This window comes from Roseicella aerolata, assembly GCF_020523605.1.
Lineage (GTDB): Bacteria > Pseudomonadota > Alphaproteobacteria > Acetobacterales > Acetobacteraceae > Paracraurococcus > Paracraurococcus aerolatus.
In genome coordinates, this window is sequence record NZ_JAJAQI010000004.1 from 121,103 (window position 1) to 137,870 (window position 16,768).

Sequence of the window (16,768 nt, forward strand, 5' to 3'; positions counted from 1 at the left end):
TCCGGCACGACGTCATGTTGCGCGCCTCCGGCACGACGTCATGCCGCCTTCCTGGCCTGCGCCGCCAGCACCCGCCAGACCTTCTCCGGCGTCACCGGCATATCGATATGCCCGATGCCGAGCGCGTCGCAGATGGCCGAAACGATGGCCGGCGGCGCGCCGCAGGCCCCACCCTCGCCGGCGCCCTTCACGCCCAGGTCGTTGTTCGGGCAGGGCACCACGTTGAAATCCAGGTCGAAATCCGGCGCATCGGAAGCGCGCGGCATGCAGTAGTCCTGGAAGCTGGCGGAGAGGAGCTGGCCGCTCTCCAGATCATACACCGCGTGTTCCAGCAGCGCCTGGCCGATGCCGGCCATGATGCCGCCATGGCTCTGGCCGTGCACCAGCATGGGGTTGATGACATTGCCCACATCGTCCACGGCGGTGTAGCGGACGATCTCGACCCGGCCGGTCTCCTCCTCGATCTCCACCTCCGCCACGTGGCAGCCATTCGGAAAGTTGCATTCCGTGCTGCGGGTGTAGAGCAGCTGCTCGTCGAGGCCGGGCGTCTCGCCCTCGGGCGGGGCCTTCGCCAGCTCGATCACCTGCGCCCAGTTCGCCGTCAGGTCGGTACCGGCCACGCGGAAGGTGCCGGCCTCGAACTCGATGTCGTCGATGCCCGCTTCCAGCAGATGCGCCGCCAGCCGCTTGCCCTTGGCCACCACCAGCTCCGAGGCGCGGGCGATGGCGACGCCGCCCATCTGGGAGGAGCGGGAGCCGCCGGTGCCGTTGCCCGCCGCCAGCACGGCGCTGTCGCCCTGGATGAAGCGCACCGCCTCGAATGGGATGCCGAGCCTGCTGTGCAGGATCTGCGCGAAGGCCGTCTCATGCCCCTGGCCGTGGCTGAAGGTGCCGACGGTCAGCGCCACGGTCCCATCCTCCTCGAACCGCACCCGCGCCCACTCGCTCGGCTGCCCGCCCGAGGCCTCGATGAAATAGCCGAGGCCGATGCCGCGCCGCCTGCCGCGCCGCGCCGCCTCCGCCCGGCGGGCCGGGAAGCCTGCCCAATCCGCCAGCGCCAGGGCCTTGTCCATCGTCTCGGCGAAGCGGCCGCTGTCGATCGCGTTGCCGACCACATTGGTATAGGGGATCTGCTCCGGCCGGATGGTGTTGCGGCGGCGGATCTCGTCGCGGCCGATGCCGAAGGCGGCGGCACCAAGGTCATAGAGCCGTTCCAGCACATAGGCCTGCTCCGGCCGGCCGGCGCCGCGATAGGCATCGGTCGGGGAGGTGTTGGTGAAGACGCAGCTCACCTGCGCGTTCAGCGCCTGGATGTCATAGACCGTGCCGAGGATGCGCCCGCCCGCCACGGTCGGCACGCGCGGGCCGAAATCCTGCAGATAGGCGCCCATGGCGGCGAAGGTCCGGATCTTCACGCCAAGCGTCCGGCCGGTGTCGTCGAAGGCCATCTCCGCCCTGGTCACATGGTCGCGGCCATGCGGGTCGCAGAGGAAGGTCTCGGTGCGGCCGCTGGTCCATTTCACCGGCCGCCCCGTGCGCTTCGCCGCCCAGAGCACCATGCCGGATTCCGGATGCACCTTGCCGCGCAGCCCGAAGCCGCCGCCGACATCGGGGGAGATGACGCGCAGCTTCTCCGCCGGCACCTTCAGGATCAGCTTGGCCAGCCCGTCCCGCACCCGCATCACGCCCTGGGTCGGGGAATGCAGTGTGTAGCTGTCCGTCGCCGGGTCGTATTCGCCGATGGCGACGCGCGGCTCCATCGGATTGCCGACCAGGCGGTTGTTCACCAGCTCGACCGAGACGGTCCTGGCGGCCCGGGCGAAGGCCGCCTCCGTCTCGGCCTCCCGCCCGCTGTCCCAGAGGACGCATAGATTGCTGCCGTTCTCCTGCCAGATCACCGGCGCGCCGGGGTTGAGCGCACCGGCGGTGTCCGTCACGCTCGGCAGGATGTCGTAGTCAATCTCGATAAGCTCGGCCGCATCCTGGGCCTGGGCGCGGGTCTCGGCCACCACCAGCGCCACCGGGTCGCCCACGAAGCGAACCTTCTCGGTCTGCAGGATCTGCCGCGGCGTCGGGAACAGCTTCGTGCCGCCCTTGCCCGGCACATCGACCATCACCGGGAAATGCCCGATCCCGTCGGCGGCCGCGTCATGCCCGGTCAGCACCGCCACGACACCCGGCGCCGCCCTGGCGGCGGCGGTGTCCATGGACAGGATGCGGGCATGGGCGTGCGGGGAGCGCAGCACGAAGGCATGCGCCTGGCCGGGGCGGTCGATGTCGTCGGTATAGGTGCCACGGCCCGTCAGCAGCCGGACATCCTCCTTGCGCCGCACCGGCTGGCCGATCCCGAACTTGTCCATGCGCCCGTCCCCTCGCTTCCTCGGGAAGAAACCTGCCCGGCGCCGCCCTGTCGAGGGGGGTGGCGCAACGGCCCGGAATGGGCGAGGAAAGGGACAAACGGGCAGGAGGAACGGGCCATGGCGGGCTTGCGCTTCGACTTGCGGGACATCCCGCCGGAGGCGGCGGCGTTGCGCGCGGAGCTGCGCGCCTTCCTGGCCGAGGCCGGGAAGCACTGGTCCCCCATGGTCCGCGCCTATTCCTGGATGGGCTTCGACCGCGACTTCTCCCGCGAAGTGGGCAAGCGCGGCTGGATCGGCATGACCTGGCCCAAGGCCTATGGCGGCGGGGAGCGCACGGCGCTCGAGCGCTATGTGGTGCTGGAGGAGATGCTGGCTGTCGGCGCCCCGGTCGGCGCCCACTGGATTGGCGACCGGCAGTCCGGCCCCCTTATCCTCCGCCTCGGCACCGAGGAGCAGCGGCGCGAATTCCTCCCCCGCATCGTCTCCGGCGACCTCGCCTTCGCCATCGGCCTCTCGGAGCCGGACAGCGGCTCCGACCTCGCCAGCCTGCGCACCCGGGCGGAGAAGGTGCCGGGCGGCTGGCGGATCAATGGCCGGAAGGTCTGGACCACCAACGCGCATCGCTGCGACTTCATGATCGCGCTGCTGCGCACCTCCCCGGCGCCGGACCCCAAGCTGAAGCACCAGGGCCTCAGCCAGTTCCTGGTGGATTGCCGCGCCTCCGGTATCACCATCCGCCCCATCCTCGACCTGGTGGGGGAGGAGGGGTTCAACGAGATCACCTTCGACGATGTCTTCGTCCCCGACAGCCTGCTGGTCGGCCGGGAAGGCAATGGCTGGGAGCAGGCGACGGCGGAACTCGCCTTCGAGCGCGCGGGGCCGGAGCGCTACCTCTCCTCCCTGCCGCTGCTGACGGCGGCGCTGGACGATCTGCGCGCCGAGCTGGCCGCGCCCGAGACCGTCGGCCGGCTGCTCGCCCGCGCCGGCACGCTGCGGCAGATGTCGCTGGCCGTCGCCGGCATGTTGCAGGACGGCAAGACCCCGGCGCGGGAGGCCGCCCTGGTGAAGGATGTCGGCAACGACTACGAACAGGCCCTGCCCGACACCCTGCGCGAGCTGATGGAGGCTGGCCGAACGCCGCCCGAGGTGCAGGAGATGCAGCGCATCATGACCATGGTCGCCCGCAGCTATTCCCTGCGCGGCGGCACCCGCGAGATCCTGCGCGGCATCATCGCCCGCCAGCTGGGGCTGCGCTGAGCCATGAGCGACACCGACGACCTCCGCACGATCCTGCTCGAGCAGGTGGAGCGCCTGCTGGCCGATCAGGCCGGCCCCGACCTGCTGCGTGCCAATGAGGCCGGCACCTGGCCCGAAGCCCTCTGGGCCGAGGCCGAGGCGCTCGGCCTGCCGACCGCCCTGGCGCCCGAGGACAAGGGCGGGGCCGGTCTCGGCTGGGGCGATGCCGTCGCCGTCTGGCATGTCCTCGGCCGGCATGCCTCGCCCATCCCGCTCGGCGAGAGCATGGCCGCGGCCGCGCTGCTGGCGGCCGGCGGCATCGCGCCGCGCGCCGGGCTGCTCGGCCTTGCGGTTGGCCGGGAGCCCGTCGCCTGGGGCCGCCGCGCCGTTGCGGTGGTGATGGTCTCCGGCAGCGCCGTGCTGCTGCAGCCCGGGCCCGCTACCCGCCAGGGCAAGGCCCCCTACAGCCGGGAGCCCGCCGACCACGCTGCCCCCGGCGTGCCGGGCGCCGAGGGGAGCCTGCCCGAGGGCTTCGGCCCGGATGCCGCGCTGCTGGCCGGCGCCCTGCTGAATGCCGCCCGCATCGCCGGGGCGCTGGAGGCGGTGCTGGACATGACGGTCGAATACGCCAACACCCGCAAGCAATTCGGCCGGCCCATCGGCGGCTTTCAGGCGGTGCAGCAGCTTCTCGCCCGCTGCGCCGGGGAGGTCGCGGCCGCTGGCGTCGCCGTTGCCCATGCCGGCCGCGCCGCGGACCGCCATGGCCTGGCCAGCGCCGAGTTCGAGATCGCCTCGGCCAAGATCGTGGCCGGGGAGGCGGCAGGCACCTGCGCCGCCATCGCCCATCAGGTCCACGCTGCCATCGGCTTCACCGACGACCACCCCCTGCACCTCTTCACCCGCCGCATGTGGGAATGGCGGGACGGGCATGGCGCCGAGCGTGTCTGGGCCAGGCGGATCGGCGAGGCGGCCCTCAAACGGGGCGGTGACAGCCTCTGGGCTGATCTGACGGCACGCTAGTGGGGGGGCTTTGCCCCCTCACACTCCCCCACCAGGCCAGAACCTGGCCTGGACCGGTCTGAGTTTGCACACACGGGAACACCCGATATGTCCGATTACGTGACCTACGAACAGGACGGGGGCATCGTCACCCTCACCCTGAACGCGCCGGAGAAGCGCAACGCCATCTCCACCTTCGCCGATTGCGACGCCGTCGTCGCCGCGGTCCAGCGAATCAACCGCGACCCCTCGGTCCGCGCCGTCATCCTGACCGGCGCCGGCACCGCCTTCTGTGCCGGCGGCGACCTCAAGGCCATGCGCGACCGCAAGGGTATCATCGAAGGCAGCCATGCCGACCTGCGGGAGAACTACCGCCGCGGCGTCCAGGCCATGGCCAACGCCCTCTACGACTGCGACGCCCCCACCATCGCCGCAGTGAACGGGCCCGCCATCGGGCTCGGGCTCGACGTCGCCTGCATGTGCGACATCCGCATCGCCTCCGACAAGGCGAGCTTCGCCGAGAGCTTCATCAAGGTCGGCATCGTTCCCGGCGACGGCGGCGCCTGGCTGCTGCCCCGCGTGGTCGGCATGTCCGTCGCCTGCGAGATGAGCTTCACCGGTGACCTGCTGGATGCGCAGGCGGCGAAGGAGGTCCGGCTGGTCTCCCGCGTCGTCGCCCATGACGAACTCATGCCCGCCGCCCGGGTGCTGGCGGAGCGGATCGCCGCCAACCCGCCGCAGATGGTCCGCATGACCAAGCGCCTGCTGCGGGAGGGCCAGCACACCCGCCTCTCCACCCTCCTCGAGATGTCCGCCGCCTTCCAGGCCCTGGCCCACAGCACCGAGGACCACAAGGAAGCCGTCAGCGCCATGTTGGAAAAAAGGAAGCCGAGCTTTACAGGGCGCTGAATGCACGCACCGATTCCGCGCGCCGCCGTTCGCGCGCTCGAGAGCTCCAGGATCCGCGAAGTCTACAACGACGGCGCCGGCATCCCCGACCTGATCCCGCTCTGGGTCGGGGAGCCGGACATCCCGACGCCGGACTTCATCAAGCGCGCGGCGAACGCCTCCCTCGCCGCGGGCGAGACCTTCTACTCCCCCAATCTCGGCATCGAGCCGCTGCGGGAGGCGATCGCCCGCTACCAGCAGCGCAATGGCCGGACCGTCACGGCGGACCGCGTCTGCGCCACCAGCAGCGGCGTGAACGCCATCATGCTGGCCTGCCAGGCGGTGCTGGACCCGGGCGACAAGGTGGTGACCCTCGCCCCGCACTGGCCCAATATCGGCGCCATCCCGCTGATCCTCTCGGCCCCGGTCGAGACCGTGCCGCTGCACCTGGCCCAGGGCCAAAGGGGACATATGATCTGGCGGGTGGACCTGGACCGGCTGCTGGCCGCCATCACGCCGAAGACCAGGCTCGCCCTGCTGAACTCCCCGGGCAACCCGACCGGCTTCGCCTTCACGCGGGAGGAGCAGCAGGTCATCCTCGACCACTGCCGCCGCACCGGCACCTGGATCCTGGCCGACGAGGTCTATGAGCGGCTGTACTACGAAGGCCCGGCCGCGCCCTCCTTCCTCGACATCGCGGGACCGGAGGACCGGGTCATCGGCGTCAACAGCTTCTCGAAGTCCTGGGCGATGACCGGCTGGCGGCTCGGCTGGCTGGTGGCGCCGCCGGCGCTGATGGACGGTCTGGCGAAGCTGGTCGAGTACAACACCTCCTGCGCCCCGGTCTTTGTCCAGCGCGCCGGCGTGGCGGCCCTCGATGAGGGCGATGCCTTCATCACGGCGAATGCCGCGCTCTTCCGCCGGCTGCGGGACAAGACGGCGGCGGCGCTGAGCACGGTGCCGGGGGTGACCGCGCCGGTCGCCTCGGGCGGCATGTACAGCTTCTTTCGGGTGGAGGGGCTGACGGACAGCCTGGCCGAGGCGAAGCGGATGAGCCGCGGCGCCAAGGTCGGCCTCGCCCCCGGCTCCGCCTTCGGTCCGGGCGGGGAGGGGCATTTCCGCCTCTGCTTCGCCCAGCAGGAAGCGACGCTCGAGAAGGCGCTGGGCCGCGTGGCGGGCTGGCTCCGCCGCCGGGGCTGAGGGGGGCTGCTATCCTGGCCGGGACAGGCCCGGCCAGGACGGGGCCGGCCTGGGCGGGACATGGCCACCTCATCGGCCCGTGAGCCCGGCCGCGCCCGTCGACCCTCGCGCGCAGCATGGTGAGAGCCGCGACAGAAGGGCCAAGCCGGGGCCGGGAGCCCGATGCGCCCGGATGCGTTGCCACGGCATCCGAGGGAGGCGAGCCATGACGAAGCATCTGCAGGCCATGCTGGACAGCCAGCCGCACCACCCTTCCGCGCAGGATGTGATCCAGCGCTGCATTGCCGCCTGCCTCGACTGTTCGGCGGCCTGCACCAGCTGCGCCGATGCCTGCCTGTCTGAGCCGAAGGTGGCGGACCTCGTCTATTGCATCCGGCTCGATCTGGATTGCGCCGATCTCTGCGCCACCACCGGCCGGATCGTCGGGCGGCTGACCAAGCCGAACAAGGCCACCATGGCGGGCGCACTGCAGGCCTGCATCGCGGCCTGCGAGGCCTGCGCCGCGGAGTGCGAGAAGCATGCCGGGATGCATGCGCATTGCCGGATCTGCGCCGAGGCCTGCCGGGACTGTGCCAGAGCCTGCCAGGAATTGCTGGATGTCATGCCCTGAGGGAGGGCGGGATGGCGAAGCAGTCGGGGCCGCAGCGCGAGACCATCGAGCGCGTCATGCGGGAATGGAAGGAAGGGGAGCTGGAGACCAGCCGGGGCACGCCGGTGAGATCCCAGCGCTAGGCGGTGGCGATCGCGCTGCACGAAGCCGGTGCCGCGCGTGACGAGACGCCGGCGAAGAACCGGCGGAACCTCAGGCGCACCAAGGCACGGGAGGCGGCGATGGGAGAGAGCCGGGCCGCGCTCTATGCCGAGGCAAAGCGGCGCGGCATCCCCGGCCGGTCACGGATGACGAAGGAGGAACTGGCCCAGGCGCTGCGGCGGCATTGAGCGGGCCGCGCCTGGCCGGGCGTGACCCGACCAGGCGGGCGGAGCCTCATCCCCGGGCGATCCAGGGCATCTTCGAGGCCGCGATGGTGACGAACTGGATGTTCGCATCCAGCGGCAGGTTGGCCATCATCAGGATGGTGTTGCCGACATGGGTGACATCCATCGTCGGCTCCACCTTGATCTCGCCATTGGCCTGCTTGACACCCTTGGTCATGCGCTGGGTCATGGGCGTCGCGGCATTGCCGATATCGATCTGGCCGGAGACGATGTCGAAGGGCCGGCCGTCCAGCGCCAGCGTCTTGGTCAGGCCGGTGATGGCATGCTTGGTCGAGGTATAGGCGACGCTGTCCGGCCGCGGCACATGCGCGCTGATGCTGCCATTGTTGACGATCCGCCCGCCCTGCGGCTGCTGGTTCTTCATGATGCGGAAGGCGGCCTGGGCGCAGAGGAAGGAGCCCGTCAGGTTCACCTGCACGACCCGGGCCCAGTCCTCATAGGCCAGATCCTCGATCGGCCCGGCCGGGACATTGCCGCCGGCATTGTTGAAGAGGAAATCGAGCCGGCGCCAGGCGGACCTGATCTGGTCGAACAACGCATTCACCGCCTTCGGGTCGCCCACATCGGTCGGGACGACCAGGGTGCGGGGGGCGGCATCGCCCGCCAAGCCGACCGTCTCCTCCAGCGCGTCCTTGCGGCGACCGGCAAGCGCGACGGTCCAGCCGCCCCCCAGCAGGGCCAGGGCAGCGGCGCGGCCGACGCCGGAGCCGGCACCGGTGACGATGGCATATTTCGAGGACATCTCGGACTCTCCTAGCTGTTCGGCCCGCGACCCATGCCAATGGGCTGCCACCGGCGCAAGCTGGTGTTCTGCAGAACGGCCGGATTGACGCAGCTCATCGGCCATTTGCCGGAGAGCACCAGCGCCAGCTCATGCCCGACCCGGCGCTTGCGCGCCTCATCGAACCGGGCGGAGGCGCTGGCGACATGCGCCGTCAGCGTGACATTCTCCATTCGCAGGATCGGGTTGTCGGGCGAGGGCGGCTCCACCTCCAGCACGTCGAGCGCGGCATGGGCGATCCAGCCCTCCTGCAGCGCCTTGATCAGCGCCGCCTCGTCCACCGTCGGGCCGCGGCCGGTATTGATGAAGATGGCGGAGGGCTTCATCTGGCGGAAATGCTGCTCCTTCAGCATGTGGTGCACCTCGGGCCGCGCCGGGGCATGCATGCTGACGAAGTCGGACTGGCTCAGCACCTCGGAGAGGGTCGCGGGCTGCACCCCGTATTCCGAGATCTGCAATTCCTCGACGAAGGGGTCATAGGCCATCATGCGCAGGCCGAAGGGCGCGGCACGGCGCGCGACGGCGCGTGCCACGCGACCGAAGGAGATGAAGCCGAGGGTCTGGCCCATCAGGCGCGGGATCTTCAGCAGCGCCGGCCGGCCCTCCTTCCAGCGGCCGTCCCGTGCCATGCGGTCCTGCTCGATCAGCCGGCGGAAGCCCGCCAGCAGCAGCATCATGGCATGGTCCGCCACCTCCTCGATGAAGGTGTCGGGGATGTTGGTGACGGGGATGCCGCGCTCGGTTGCCGCCTTCACGTCCACGCTGTCCACGCCGACGCTGCCGAGGGCGATGAGGCGGCAATTCTCCAGGTTGTCGATGATCTCCCGGGTGATCGGGATGCCCTTGGCATAGATCGCGTCCGCGGTCCGGGCCGCGGCGATGAAGCCGGCGGTGTCGGTCGGCGCCTCGACGATCTCGGCGTCCAGCTCGGCCAGCGCCTCGCTCTCCAGCGCATAGCCGCCGCCGGCCACGGTGAAGCTGGCGCCGGCCGGCGTGACGATCCTGTACTTGGCCATTCCTGTTCCCCTCATGTCCTGGCGGGCCGATTCAGACCTGCGGCGGCTGCGCGCCTTCGGCTATCGGGCCGCTACTTCGGTGGCCGCGCGCGGATCGCGGCCTCGTTCACCTCGACGCCCCAGCCAGGGCCGGTCGGCAGCACCAGTTCACCATCCTCGATCACCGGCGGGGCCGTGAACTCATCGCGCCAGGCGACGCTGTCGATATCGATCTCCATCACCCGGAAATTCGGGATGCAGGCGGAGAACTGCGCGCTGATCATCGTGCAGAGGTTGCCATAGAAATTATGCGGCGCGCAGTTCACCTCATAGACGTCGCAGAGCGAGGCGATCTTCATGCTCTCGCCGAGCCCGTTCCAGATGACGTCGACGATGCCGACATCCATGGCGTAGTGTTCGAGGAAGGGCCGGAATTCCCGGCGACCGTGCAGCGTCTCGCAGGAGGCGATCGGGCATGGGGCCATGCGCTTGATGGTGGCCAGCGCCGCCGGGTCGTGGGTGTCGATCTCCAGCCAGGTGAGGTCGAAGGGGGCCACCGCCTCCGCCACGCGCTGGAAGCCTTCCGTCCTGAAGTGGAAATTGGTGTCGAGATGGATGCCCATCTCCGGCCCCACCGCGTCGCGGATGCTGCGGAGATGCGCCTTCAGCTCCGCCAGCAGCCGGTTGTCCCAGTTCAGCTCCGGCCAGCCGGCATGGCGGCCGAAGCCCGGCGTGTACTGAAAAAGGTGGCCGTCGGGGCCGGGGACCAGGATGTTGGTCTTGAGCGCGCGGAAGCCGCGATCCTTCACTTCCGCCGCATGGCGGGCGACGTCGCTGCGGTGGCGGATGGCGGGCACGCCCATATGCGCGGCATTACGCACGCGGTAGCTGGCGAAATGCGACCAGTAGACCGGGATCCGCTCCCGGATCGGGCCGCCGAACAGCGCCGCCACCGGGATCCCCCGCGCGCGCGCGGCGATGTCGAGCAGCGCGTTCTCGATGGCCGCGATCGCCTGCTGGTTCAGCCCGCCGCGGGACTGGCGGGTCATCACCTGCAGCCAGGCCGTCACCTCCTCCCACCGGCAGGGGTCGCGGCCGAGGATGAGGGGCGTCAGCGCCTCGATGACCGAGGAGAGGCCGGCGGAGCCGAAGCTCTCATTGTATTCCGACCAGCCGACCAGACCGTCATCGGTGGTGACCTTGAGGAAGGAGAAGGTCCGCCAGCCCGCATCCGCGCGCAGCGTCTCCACCCGGGCGATCTTCATCGCGGCCTCCGTTTCCGTCCCTGCCGCAATCGAACCATGGAGGCTGGCTATCCACAAGCCGCCGCAGCGGCGGTAGCGTCGCTCCGCAGACAGGGGAGGGACCCATGGGCAGGCTGGACGGCAAGATCACCTGGGTGACGGGTGCGGGGAGCGGCATCGGCGAGGCGGTGGCGGAGCGCTTCGGCGCCGAGGGCGCCACGGTGGTGCTGACCGGGCGCCGGAAGGACCGGCTGGAGCAGGTGGCGGAGCGCATCCAGGCCAAGGGCGGCAAGGCGGAGGTGCAGGCGGCGGACCTGATGAAGGCGGCCGAGGTGCAGCGCGTGGCGGACTGGATCAACGCCAGTTTCGGCCGGCTGGACGTGCTGGTCAGCAATGCCGGGCTGAATGTCCAGGAGCGGGACTGGAAGCGGCTGAGCCCGGAGGGGATCGATCAGCTGATCCAGGGCAACCTGTCCTCCGCCTTCTACGTGGCGCGGGCGGTGCTGCCGATCATGCGGGCCCAGAGGGGCGGGGTGATGATCCACACGGCCTCCATGGCCGGGCGCAATGTGGGGGTGATGAGCGGCGCCGGCTACAACGCCGCCAAGCATGGCGTGGTGGCGATGAGCCACACGATCAACATGGAGGAATGCGTCAACGGCATCCGCAGCACCGCCTTCTGCCCGGGCGAGGTGAATACCGAGATCCTGAAGAAGCGGCCCAACCCGCTGAGCCAGGAGGATTTGGACCGGATGCTGCAGCCGGAGCAATGCGCCGACCTGATCCTCTATGTCGCGACCCTGCCGCCGGGTGTGACGATGAACGAGGTCTGGCTGACGCCGACCTGGAACCGCGGCTATGTCGCGGGGCTGCAGAAGAAGCTCTAGAGCAGATCGCCGGAGGCCGTGAACGACCGAAGGCGTGAATCTGCTCGGAAAACAAGGAGCTACAGCGGATGAGCGTTCAGTTCTGAACGCAATCCGCTGTAGCCGGACGGGGCGCCGCGGATTCGCGGCGCCCGCATGCGCTATTCGATGACGATCTCGCCCCGCATGCCGTGCTCGGCATGCGTCTTGCCGTCCGCCATGCGGATGCCGCAGCGGAGATCGGTGAAGCGCCCGGCCTGGACGGGGACAAGCCACCATTCGGCGCTGTGGCCGGGATAGACCTCGATCTCGCGGATACCGCCCTTGATCTCGGCCAGCACCGCCTCCCGCCCATCCGCACTGCGTTGCGTCAGCTGCACCTTGCGGGTCCAGACGCTGGCGGCGAAATTATCCGAGGTGAAGTAGTGCGGCTCGGTGCTGCGGTTGCGCAGCACCAGTTTGTAGAGCTTGCCGGTCTCGAAGCGCAGTGTCGCGGGGGAGAAGGCCAACGGTGTCTCTGCCGTGCCGAGATCCACCACAACCTCGATCGGGGCCTGGCGGGACAGATCGCCCGCCGCCCATGCCGTACCGGCAACTGCCATGGCGGCGATCAGCCCCGCAATGCCGCGGCGCCCAGGATCCTGCATGCCCGTCTCCTCCTCGCCCACCGGATCGTCCGGACGTCCGCACAGCTCTTCCAATGAAGAGCTGTGCCGGGGAAATCCAGGTTATCCAAAGCTTTGAAACGTGCCGTGGGCCATTCCGTGACACAAGGCCCTGGCGATCACTCCTTCACCGCGCCGGTCAGTGAGGAGACGTAGTAGTCCACGAAGAAGGAGTAGAAGATCGCGACCGGCAGGCTTCCCAGCAGGCTGCCCGCCATCAGCGCGCCCCACTGGTACACATCGCCTGAGACCAGCTCCGTCAGGATGGCGACTGGCACCGTCTTGCTCTCACTGCTCTGGATGAAGGCGAGGGCGTAGATGAACTCGTTCCAGGACAGGGTGAAGCTGAAAATCCCGGCCGAGATCAGCCCCGGCACGGCCAGCGGCAGGGTGATCTGCGTCAGGATCTGCAGCCGCGTCGCGCCGTCGATCAGCGCGCATTCCTCCAGCTCATAGGGGATCGATTTGAAGTAGCCGATCAGCAGCCAGGTGCAGAAGGGCACCAGGAAGGTCGGATAGGTCAGGATTAGGGCGAAAGGCGTGTCGAACAGCCCGAGCTGGAAGACCATGGTCGCCAGCGGGATGAACAGGATGGAGGGCGGGACGAGATAGGCCAGGTAGATCGCCAAGCCGACATACTGGCTGCCCCGGAAACGCAGCCGCTGGATGGCATAGGCTGCCAGCACGCTGGCGAAGAGGCTGAGGAAGGTGGAGGCGATGGCCACCAGCATCGTGGTCCAGAGCCAGCGCGGATAGGCCGTCTCGAACAGCAGCTTGTAGATGTGGTCCAGCGTCGGGCTGCTGATCCAGAAGGGGTTGTAGGTCTTGTAGTCGTAGAGTTCCGCATTCGGTTTGAAGCTGGTCACCGCCATCCAGTAGAAGGGGAAAAGCAGGATCAACACGAAGCAGGCGAGCGGGACATAGAGCGTCACCACTCGGCGCGCCTTGCTGTCCCAGGTCATCAGCTCCGGGGCAAGGGAGGCACGGGCCTCCGGACCATCGGCGGTGATCGTGTTCTTCACGGTGCGCGCCTCTGGCGCGAGGGCCTCAGTCATTGCCTTCCCCCTGCTGCCACTTGCGCCGCGCCATGCCGAAATAGGTGAAGAGCGTGGCGAAGACGAGGAACGGGATCATGGAGACGGCGATCGCCGCGCCCTCCGCCAGCTGGCCGCCGGGGATGCCGCGCTGGAAGGCCAGCGTCGCCATGAGATGGGTGGAGTTCACCGGCCCGCCGCGGGTGATGGCATAGACCAGCTGGAAGTCGGTGAAGGTGAAGATGATGGAGAAGGTCATGACGATCGCCAGGATCGGCATGAGCAAGGGCACCGTGATCTGGGTGAAGCGCTGCCAGGGTGTCGCGCCGTCCAGCAGCGCGGCCTCATAGAGGCTGGGCGATATGGTCTGCAGCCCGGCCAGCAGGCAGATGGCGACGAAGGGGATGCCGCGCCAGATATTGGCCGCGATCAGAGACCAGCGCGCCGGCCAGGCGCTGCCGAGGAAGTCGAAATAGGTGTCCCTCAGCCCCAGCACATCCACCACGATATAGGAGACGATGCTGAACTGCGGATCGTAGATCCACCAGAAGGCGATGGCCGAGAGCACCGTCGGTGTGATCCAGGGCAGCAGCACGATGGCGCGCAGCAAGCTCTTGAAGGGCAGGTGCTGGTTCAGCAGCAGCGCCAGCCAGAGGCCGAGGGCGAATTTCCCGATGGTCGCCACGGCCGTGTAGAAGACGCTGTAGAAGACCGAGCTCCAGAAGACCGGATCCTCGGCCAGGTACTCGAAATTCTCGAGCCCCACCCAGGACCCGCCTCGCCCGATCATGGTGTCGGTGAAGGCGAGCCAGATGCCGAGGCCCAAGGGATAGGTGAGGAAGACCGTCAGCAGCCCGACGGCAGGCAGCATGCAGATGAAGACCAGGAATGGCTTGGAGTCGAACAGCCGGACCAGCCAGCCCGGCTCCTGCCGCGTATTCTTCCAGGCCGCGGTCGCCGTCACGGACATGGCAGCCTTCCTCCCTTGCTTGGGTGCCGCCGGGTGACCCGGCGGCGCCTGGACTGCTTAGCGGTAGTAACGCCGCGCGCGACGCTCGGCCTCGCGTGCCGCTGCTTCAGGCGTCTGCTGGCCTGAGGCGACGGAAGCGCACATCTGCACCATGACATATTCCGCCGTGGCCGCGGCTGCCGCCTGGTTGATCGGGCCCTTCCAGCCATTCCAGAAACGGTTGTTCATGCTGTCGCGGAACACCGCCAGCTTGGGGTCGGACTCCCACACCGCGCTCTTGTCATAGGCGTTCAGCGGATGCGACCAGTAGCCGAGGCACCGGCTCAGCCAGGGATCGTACTGCTCCCGCTCCATCATGAAGGTCAGCCAAGCCTTGGCGGCATTCGGGAAGCGGGTATGGCGGAACACCATGGCATTGATGGTCAGCGCCGATTGCGGCGGGGAGCCGATGCGGCCGGAGGGCAGCGGCGCGTGGTTGGTATCGGCCGCGATGGCCGCCGTCGCCGGGTCGTTCTTCAGCGCGAAGTAGAGCGAGACGCCGTTCGCGGTCAGGAAGCATTCCTGCGCCGCATAGGCTCGGTTGTTGGAGGGGTCGCCCCAGGAGAGGGTGCCGGAGACGAAGGTCTTGTAGAGTTCCTGCAAGTATTTTAGCGCCTCGACGGTCTGGGGCTGGTTGATGGCGACCTTGCCGTCCTCGTCCACCAGGAAGCCGCCATGCGACCAGATCAGCCAGTTGGCGAAGCCGTTGCCGTCGCCGACCGCATTGCCCAGCGCGAATCCGGGCGGCTTGTTGGCCGCCTTCAGCTTGCGGCAGAGGTCGAGATAGCGCTCGTGGTCGGTCGGGATCTCGTTGTACCCGACTTCCCGCACCGCGCTCTCGCGATAGACCACCGGGCCGGAGGTGCCGCCGAAGGGGATGCCGATCCAGTTGTTGGTGCCGTGCCGCTTGCCGAACTTCTCGCCAAGGAATTTCCAGCCGCCATAGCGCTTGCCGAGATATTCCGCGACATCGGTCAGTTCGATCAGCTTGTCCGCGAAGATGTGCGGGTCCTCGGCCCAGCCGACCACGACATCCGGGCCGGTGCCGGTATTGGCGGTGACCGCGGTCTGGGCGCGGATATCCTCCCATCCGACAAAATCGACGCGCACCTGCACGCCCGTCTGCTGGGTGAATTTCGCGGTGTTCTCGCGGAACAGCACCTCGTCCGGCTCGACGAAGCGGGCCGGGCGCAGGATGCGCAGGGACGCGCCATTCTCAATCGGCAGGTTCAGCGTGGCGTCGCTGGCCGGGATCTGTGCCGCCGCCTCCCGCGCCATCGCCGCCGCGGCGATGGCGCCGGCGCCCAGCTTCAGCGTGTCGCGCCTCGTGATGATATGCATTCCGCCTTGTCCTCCCGGTGATGGCGCGCCTGTTGCTCAGGCGCTGATGCGTTGGCCGGTGCCTCCATCGAACAGATGCACCAAGCCCATATCCGGCGTGATGCCGAGCGTATCGCCCGGCCCGGCCGTGATCCGCTCGCGGAAGGCGCAGGTCAGCGGCGTATCGCCCAGCCGCAGCAGCACCTGCGTCTCGGAACCGGTCGGCTCCACGAGCTGCACCTTCGCCGGCAGCCCGTTGGGGTCCAGCCGGAAATGCTCCGGCCGGATGCCATAGACACCGGCCCTGCCGTTGGCACTGGTGGGCAGCGGCAACACGCCGCCGCCCTCCGCCTCGAAGCCGCCATTGCCGGGCCGGCCGCGCAGCAGGTTCATGGCCGGGCTGCCGATGAAGCCGGCAACGAAGAGATTGGCCGGGCGGTCGTACAGTTCCAGCGGCGGGCCGGCCTGCTCCACATTGCCGCCATTCATGACGACGATCTTGTCGGCCATGGTCATGGCCTCGATCTGGTCGTGCGTCACATAGACCGTCGTCACCCTCAGCCGCTGGTGGAGTTCCTTGATCTCGGCCCGCATCTGCACGCGCAGCTTGGCGTCGAGGTTGGAGAGCGGCTCGTCGAACAGGAAGACTTGCGGGTGGCGGACGATGGCACGGCCCATGGCCACGCGCTGGCGCTGGCCGCCGGAGAGCTGGCGCGGGTAGCGATCGAGGAAGGGCTCCAACCCCAGGATGCCGGCGGCGCGCCGCACCTCGGCCTCCATCGCCTCCTTCGGAGCCTTGGCCAGCTTCATGGAGAAGGCCATGTTCTGCCGCACCGTCATATGCGGGTAGAGTGCGTAGTTCTGGAACACCATTGCGATGTCCCGGTCCTTCGGCGGCACGTTGTTCACCACCCGCCCGCCGATCGCGATCTCGCCGGAGGTGATGTTCTCGAGGCCAGCCAGCATCCGCAGCAGCGTGGACTTGCCGCAGCCGGACGGCCCGACCAGCACCACGAACTCGCCATCGTCGATGTCGACGCTGACGCCGTGCAGCACCTCCACCGGGCCGAAGGCCTTGCGGACATTCCGGATCGCAACCGTCGCCATTATGCGCCCCCCGATCGGGCGTGCCACAGGAGCCGCCCGTTGCACCCCATATGGTGTCCGCCGCGCCC

The 16,768-nt window shown here is 68.8% G+C and carries 16 protein-coding genes; 7 read left to right on the top strand and 9 right to left on the bottom strand.

Going from position 1 to position 16,768, the window contains the following annotated elements:
* Positions 1-38: 38 nt before the first annotated feature.
* Entirely contained in the window at positions 39-2,360 is a 2,322-nt protein-coding gene (locus LHA35_RS04200; protein ID WP_226604904.1) for a xanthine dehydrogenase family protein molybdopterin-binding subunit, read from the bottom strand.
* Between the two features lie 117 nt (positions 2,361-2,477).
* On the opposite strand from LHA35_RS04200, the gene LHA35_RS04205 reads away from it, so the two are divergent.
* The 6 genes from LHA35_RS04205 (at position 2,478) to LHA35_RS04230 (ending at position 7,622) form a co-directional block, all read left to right on the top strand.
* Positions 2,478-3,617, top strand: a complete 1,140-nt coding sequence (locus LHA35_RS04205) for an acyl-CoA dehydrogenase family protein (RefSeq protein ID WP_226604906.1) — start codon at positions 2,478-2,480, stop codon at positions 3,615-3,617.
* Positions 3,618-3,620: 3 nt separating this feature from the next.
* Positions 3,621-4,616 carry an acyl-CoA dehydrogenase family protein gene (locus tag LHA35_RS04210; RefSeq protein ID WP_226604908.1) on the top strand — a complete coding sequence of 332 codons (996 nt, stop codon included), beginning with the start codon at positions 3,621-3,623 and terminating at the stop codon, positions 4,614-4,616.
* Between the two features lie 87 nt (positions 4,617-4,703).
* Complete coding sequence (locus LHA35_RS04215; RefSeq protein WP_226604910.1) at positions 4,704-5,504, top strand: crotonase/enoyl-CoA hydratase family protein; 801 nt, start codon at positions 4,704-4,706, stop codon at positions 5,502-5,504.
* Entirely contained in the window at positions 5,505-6,683 is a 1,179-nt protein-coding gene (locus LHA35_RS04220) for a pyridoxal phosphate-dependent aminotransferase (RefSeq protein WP_226604912.1), read from the top strand. It begins immediately after the preceding gene.
* A gap of 205 nt (positions 6,684-6,888) precedes the next feature.
* Positions 6,889-7,293, top strand: coding sequence for a four-helix bundle copper-binding protein (locus tag LHA35_RS04225; RefSeq protein WP_226604915.1), 405 nt, complete (start codon positions 6,889-6,891; stop codon positions 7,291-7,293).
* 125 nt (positions 7,294-7,418) lie between these two features.
* Positions 7,419-7,622 (top strand): hypothetical protein, encoded by a 204-nt coding sequence (locus tag LHA35_RS04230; protein WP_226604918.1) that lies wholly within the window; start codon positions 7,419-7,421, stop codon positions 7,620-7,622.
* A 46-nt stretch (positions 7,623-7,668) separates the two neighbouring features.
* Here the strand turns inward: LHA35_RS04230 and LHA35_RS04235 are convergent, their stop codons facing one another.
* From LHA35_RS04235 to LHA35_RS04245, 3 genes are all read right to left on the bottom strand, one after another.
* Positions 7,669-8,421 (bottom strand): SDR family oxidoreductase, encoded by a 753-nt coding sequence (locus LHA35_RS04235; RefSeq protein WP_226604921.1) that lies wholly within the window; start codon positions 8,419-8,421, stop codon positions 7,669-7,671.
* Between the two features lie 11 nt (positions 8,422-8,432).
* A complete protein-coding gene (locus LHA35_RS04240) occupies positions 8,433-9,476 on the bottom strand; it encodes a C-terminal binding protein (RefSeq protein WP_226604924.1) in 1,044 nt (347 codons plus the stop codon).
* Positions 9,477-9,547: 71 nt separating this feature from the next.
* Positions 9,548-10,720: a mandelate racemase/muconate lactonizing enzyme family protein gene (locus LHA35_RS04245; RefSeq protein ID WP_226604927.1), complete on the bottom strand. Its 1,173-nt coding sequence runs from the start codon at positions 10,718-10,720 to the stop codon at positions 9,548-9,550.
* A 104-nt stretch (positions 10,721-10,824) separates the two neighbouring features.
* Here LHA35_RS04245 and LHA35_RS04250 point away from each other — a divergent pair, with 104 nt between their 5' ends.
* Positions 10,825-11,586: an SDR family oxidoreductase gene (locus LHA35_RS04250; RefSeq protein ID WP_226604930.1), complete on the top strand. Its 762-nt coding sequence runs from the start codon at positions 10,825-10,827 to the stop codon at positions 11,584-11,586.
* Between the two features lie 140 nt (positions 11,587-11,726).
* On the opposite strand, the gene LHA35_RS04255 is transcribed toward LHA35_RS04250, so the two are convergent.
* The 5 genes from LHA35_RS04255 to LHA35_RS04275 form a co-directional block, all read right to left on the bottom strand.
* On the bottom strand, positions 11,727-12,212 hold the full coding sequence (locus LHA35_RS04255; protein WP_226604933.1) for a cupredoxin domain-containing protein: 486 nt from the start codon (positions 12,210-12,212) through the stop codon (positions 11,727-11,729).
* Positions 12,213-12,349: 137 nt separating this feature from the next.
* Positions 12,350-13,285: a carbohydrate ABC transporter permease gene (locus LHA35_RS04260; protein ID WP_226604935.1), complete on the bottom strand. Its 936-nt coding sequence runs from the start codon at positions 13,283-13,285 to the stop codon at positions 12,350-12,352.
* Complete coding sequence (locus LHA35_RS04265) at positions 13,278-14,234, bottom strand: carbohydrate ABC transporter permease (protein ID WP_226604939.1); 957 nt, start codon at positions 14,232-14,234, stop codon at positions 13,278-13,280. Before LHA35_RS04265 ends, LHA35_RS04260 begins: the two co-directional genes overlap by 8 nt.
* 57 nt (positions 14,235-14,291) lie before the next feature.
* Positions 14,292-15,614, bottom strand: coding sequence for an ABC transporter substrate-binding protein (locus LHA35_RS04270; RefSeq protein WP_226604943.1), 1,323 nt, complete (start codon positions 15,612-15,614; stop codon positions 14,292-14,294).
* 36 nt (positions 15,615-15,650) lie between these two features.
* On the bottom strand, positions 15,651-16,700 hold the full coding sequence (locus tag LHA35_RS04275) for an ABC transporter ATP-binding protein (RefSeq protein ID WP_226604946.1): 1,050 nt from the start codon (positions 16,698-16,700) through the stop codon (positions 15,651-15,653).
* Positions 16,701-16,768: the final 68 nt, after the last annotated feature.

Bases quoted from the DNA above. Each gene is read 5' to 3' on its own strand.
- LHA35_RS04215 (WP_226604910.1), top strand. From the start codon at position 4,704: ATGTCCGATTACGTGACCTACGAACAGGACGGGGGCATCGTCACCCTC.
- LHA35_RS04240 (WP_226604924.1), bottom strand. From the start codon at position 9,476: ATGGCCAAGTACAGGATCGTCACGCCGGCCGGCGCCAGCTTCACCGTG.
- LHA35_RS04255 (WP_226604933.1), bottom strand. From the start codon at position 12,212: ATGCAGGATCCTGGGCGCCGCGGCATTGCGGGGCTGATCGCCGCCATG.
- LHA35_RS04205 (WP_226604906.1), top strand. From the start codon at position 2,478: ATGGCGGGCTTGCGCTTCGACTTGCGGGACATCCCGCCGGAGGCGGCG.
- LHA35_RS04245 (WP_226604927.1), bottom strand. From the start codon at position 10,720: ATGAAGATCGCCCGGGTGGAGACGCTGCGCGCGGATGCGGGCTGGCGG.
- LHA35_RS04235 (WP_226604921.1), bottom strand. From the start codon at position 8,421: ATGTCCTCGAAATATGCCATCGTCACCGGTGCCGGCTCCGGCGTCGGC.
- LHA35_RS04270 (WP_226604943.1), bottom strand. From the start codon at position 15,614: ATGCATATCATCACGAGGCGCGACACGCTGAAGCTGGGCGCCGGCGCC.
- LHA35_RS04210 (WP_226604908.1), top strand. From the start codon at position 3,621: ATGAGCGACACCGACGACCTCCGCACGATCCTGCTCGAGCAGGTGGAG.
- LHA35_RS04250 (WP_226604930.1), top strand. From the start codon at position 10,825: ATGGGCAGGCTGGACGGCAAGATCACCTGGGTGACGGGTGCGGGGAGC.
- LHA35_RS04265 (WP_226604939.1), bottom strand. From the start codon at position 14,234: ATGTCCGTGACGGCGACCGCGGCCTGGAAGAATACGCGGCAGGAGCCG.
- LHA35_RS04220 (WP_226604912.1), top strand. From the start codon at position 5,505: ATGCACGCACCGATTCCGCGCGCCGCCGTTCGCGCGCTCGAGAGCTCC.
- LHA35_RS04200 (WP_226604904.1), bottom strand. From the start codon at position 2,360: ATGGACAAGTTCGGGATCGGCCAGCCGGTGCGGCGCAAGGAGGATGTC.
- LHA35_RS04275 (WP_226604946.1), bottom strand. From the start codon at position 16,700: ATGGCGACGGTTGCGATCCGGAATGTCCGCAAGGCCTTCGGCCCGGTG.
- LHA35_RS04225 (WP_226604915.1), top strand. From the start codon at position 6,889: ATGACGAAGCATCTGCAGGCCATGCTGGACAGCCAGCCGCACCACCCT.
- LHA35_RS04260 (WP_226604935.1), bottom strand. From the start codon at position 13,285: ATGACTGAGGCCCTCGCGCCAGAGGCGCGCACCGTGAAGAACACGATC.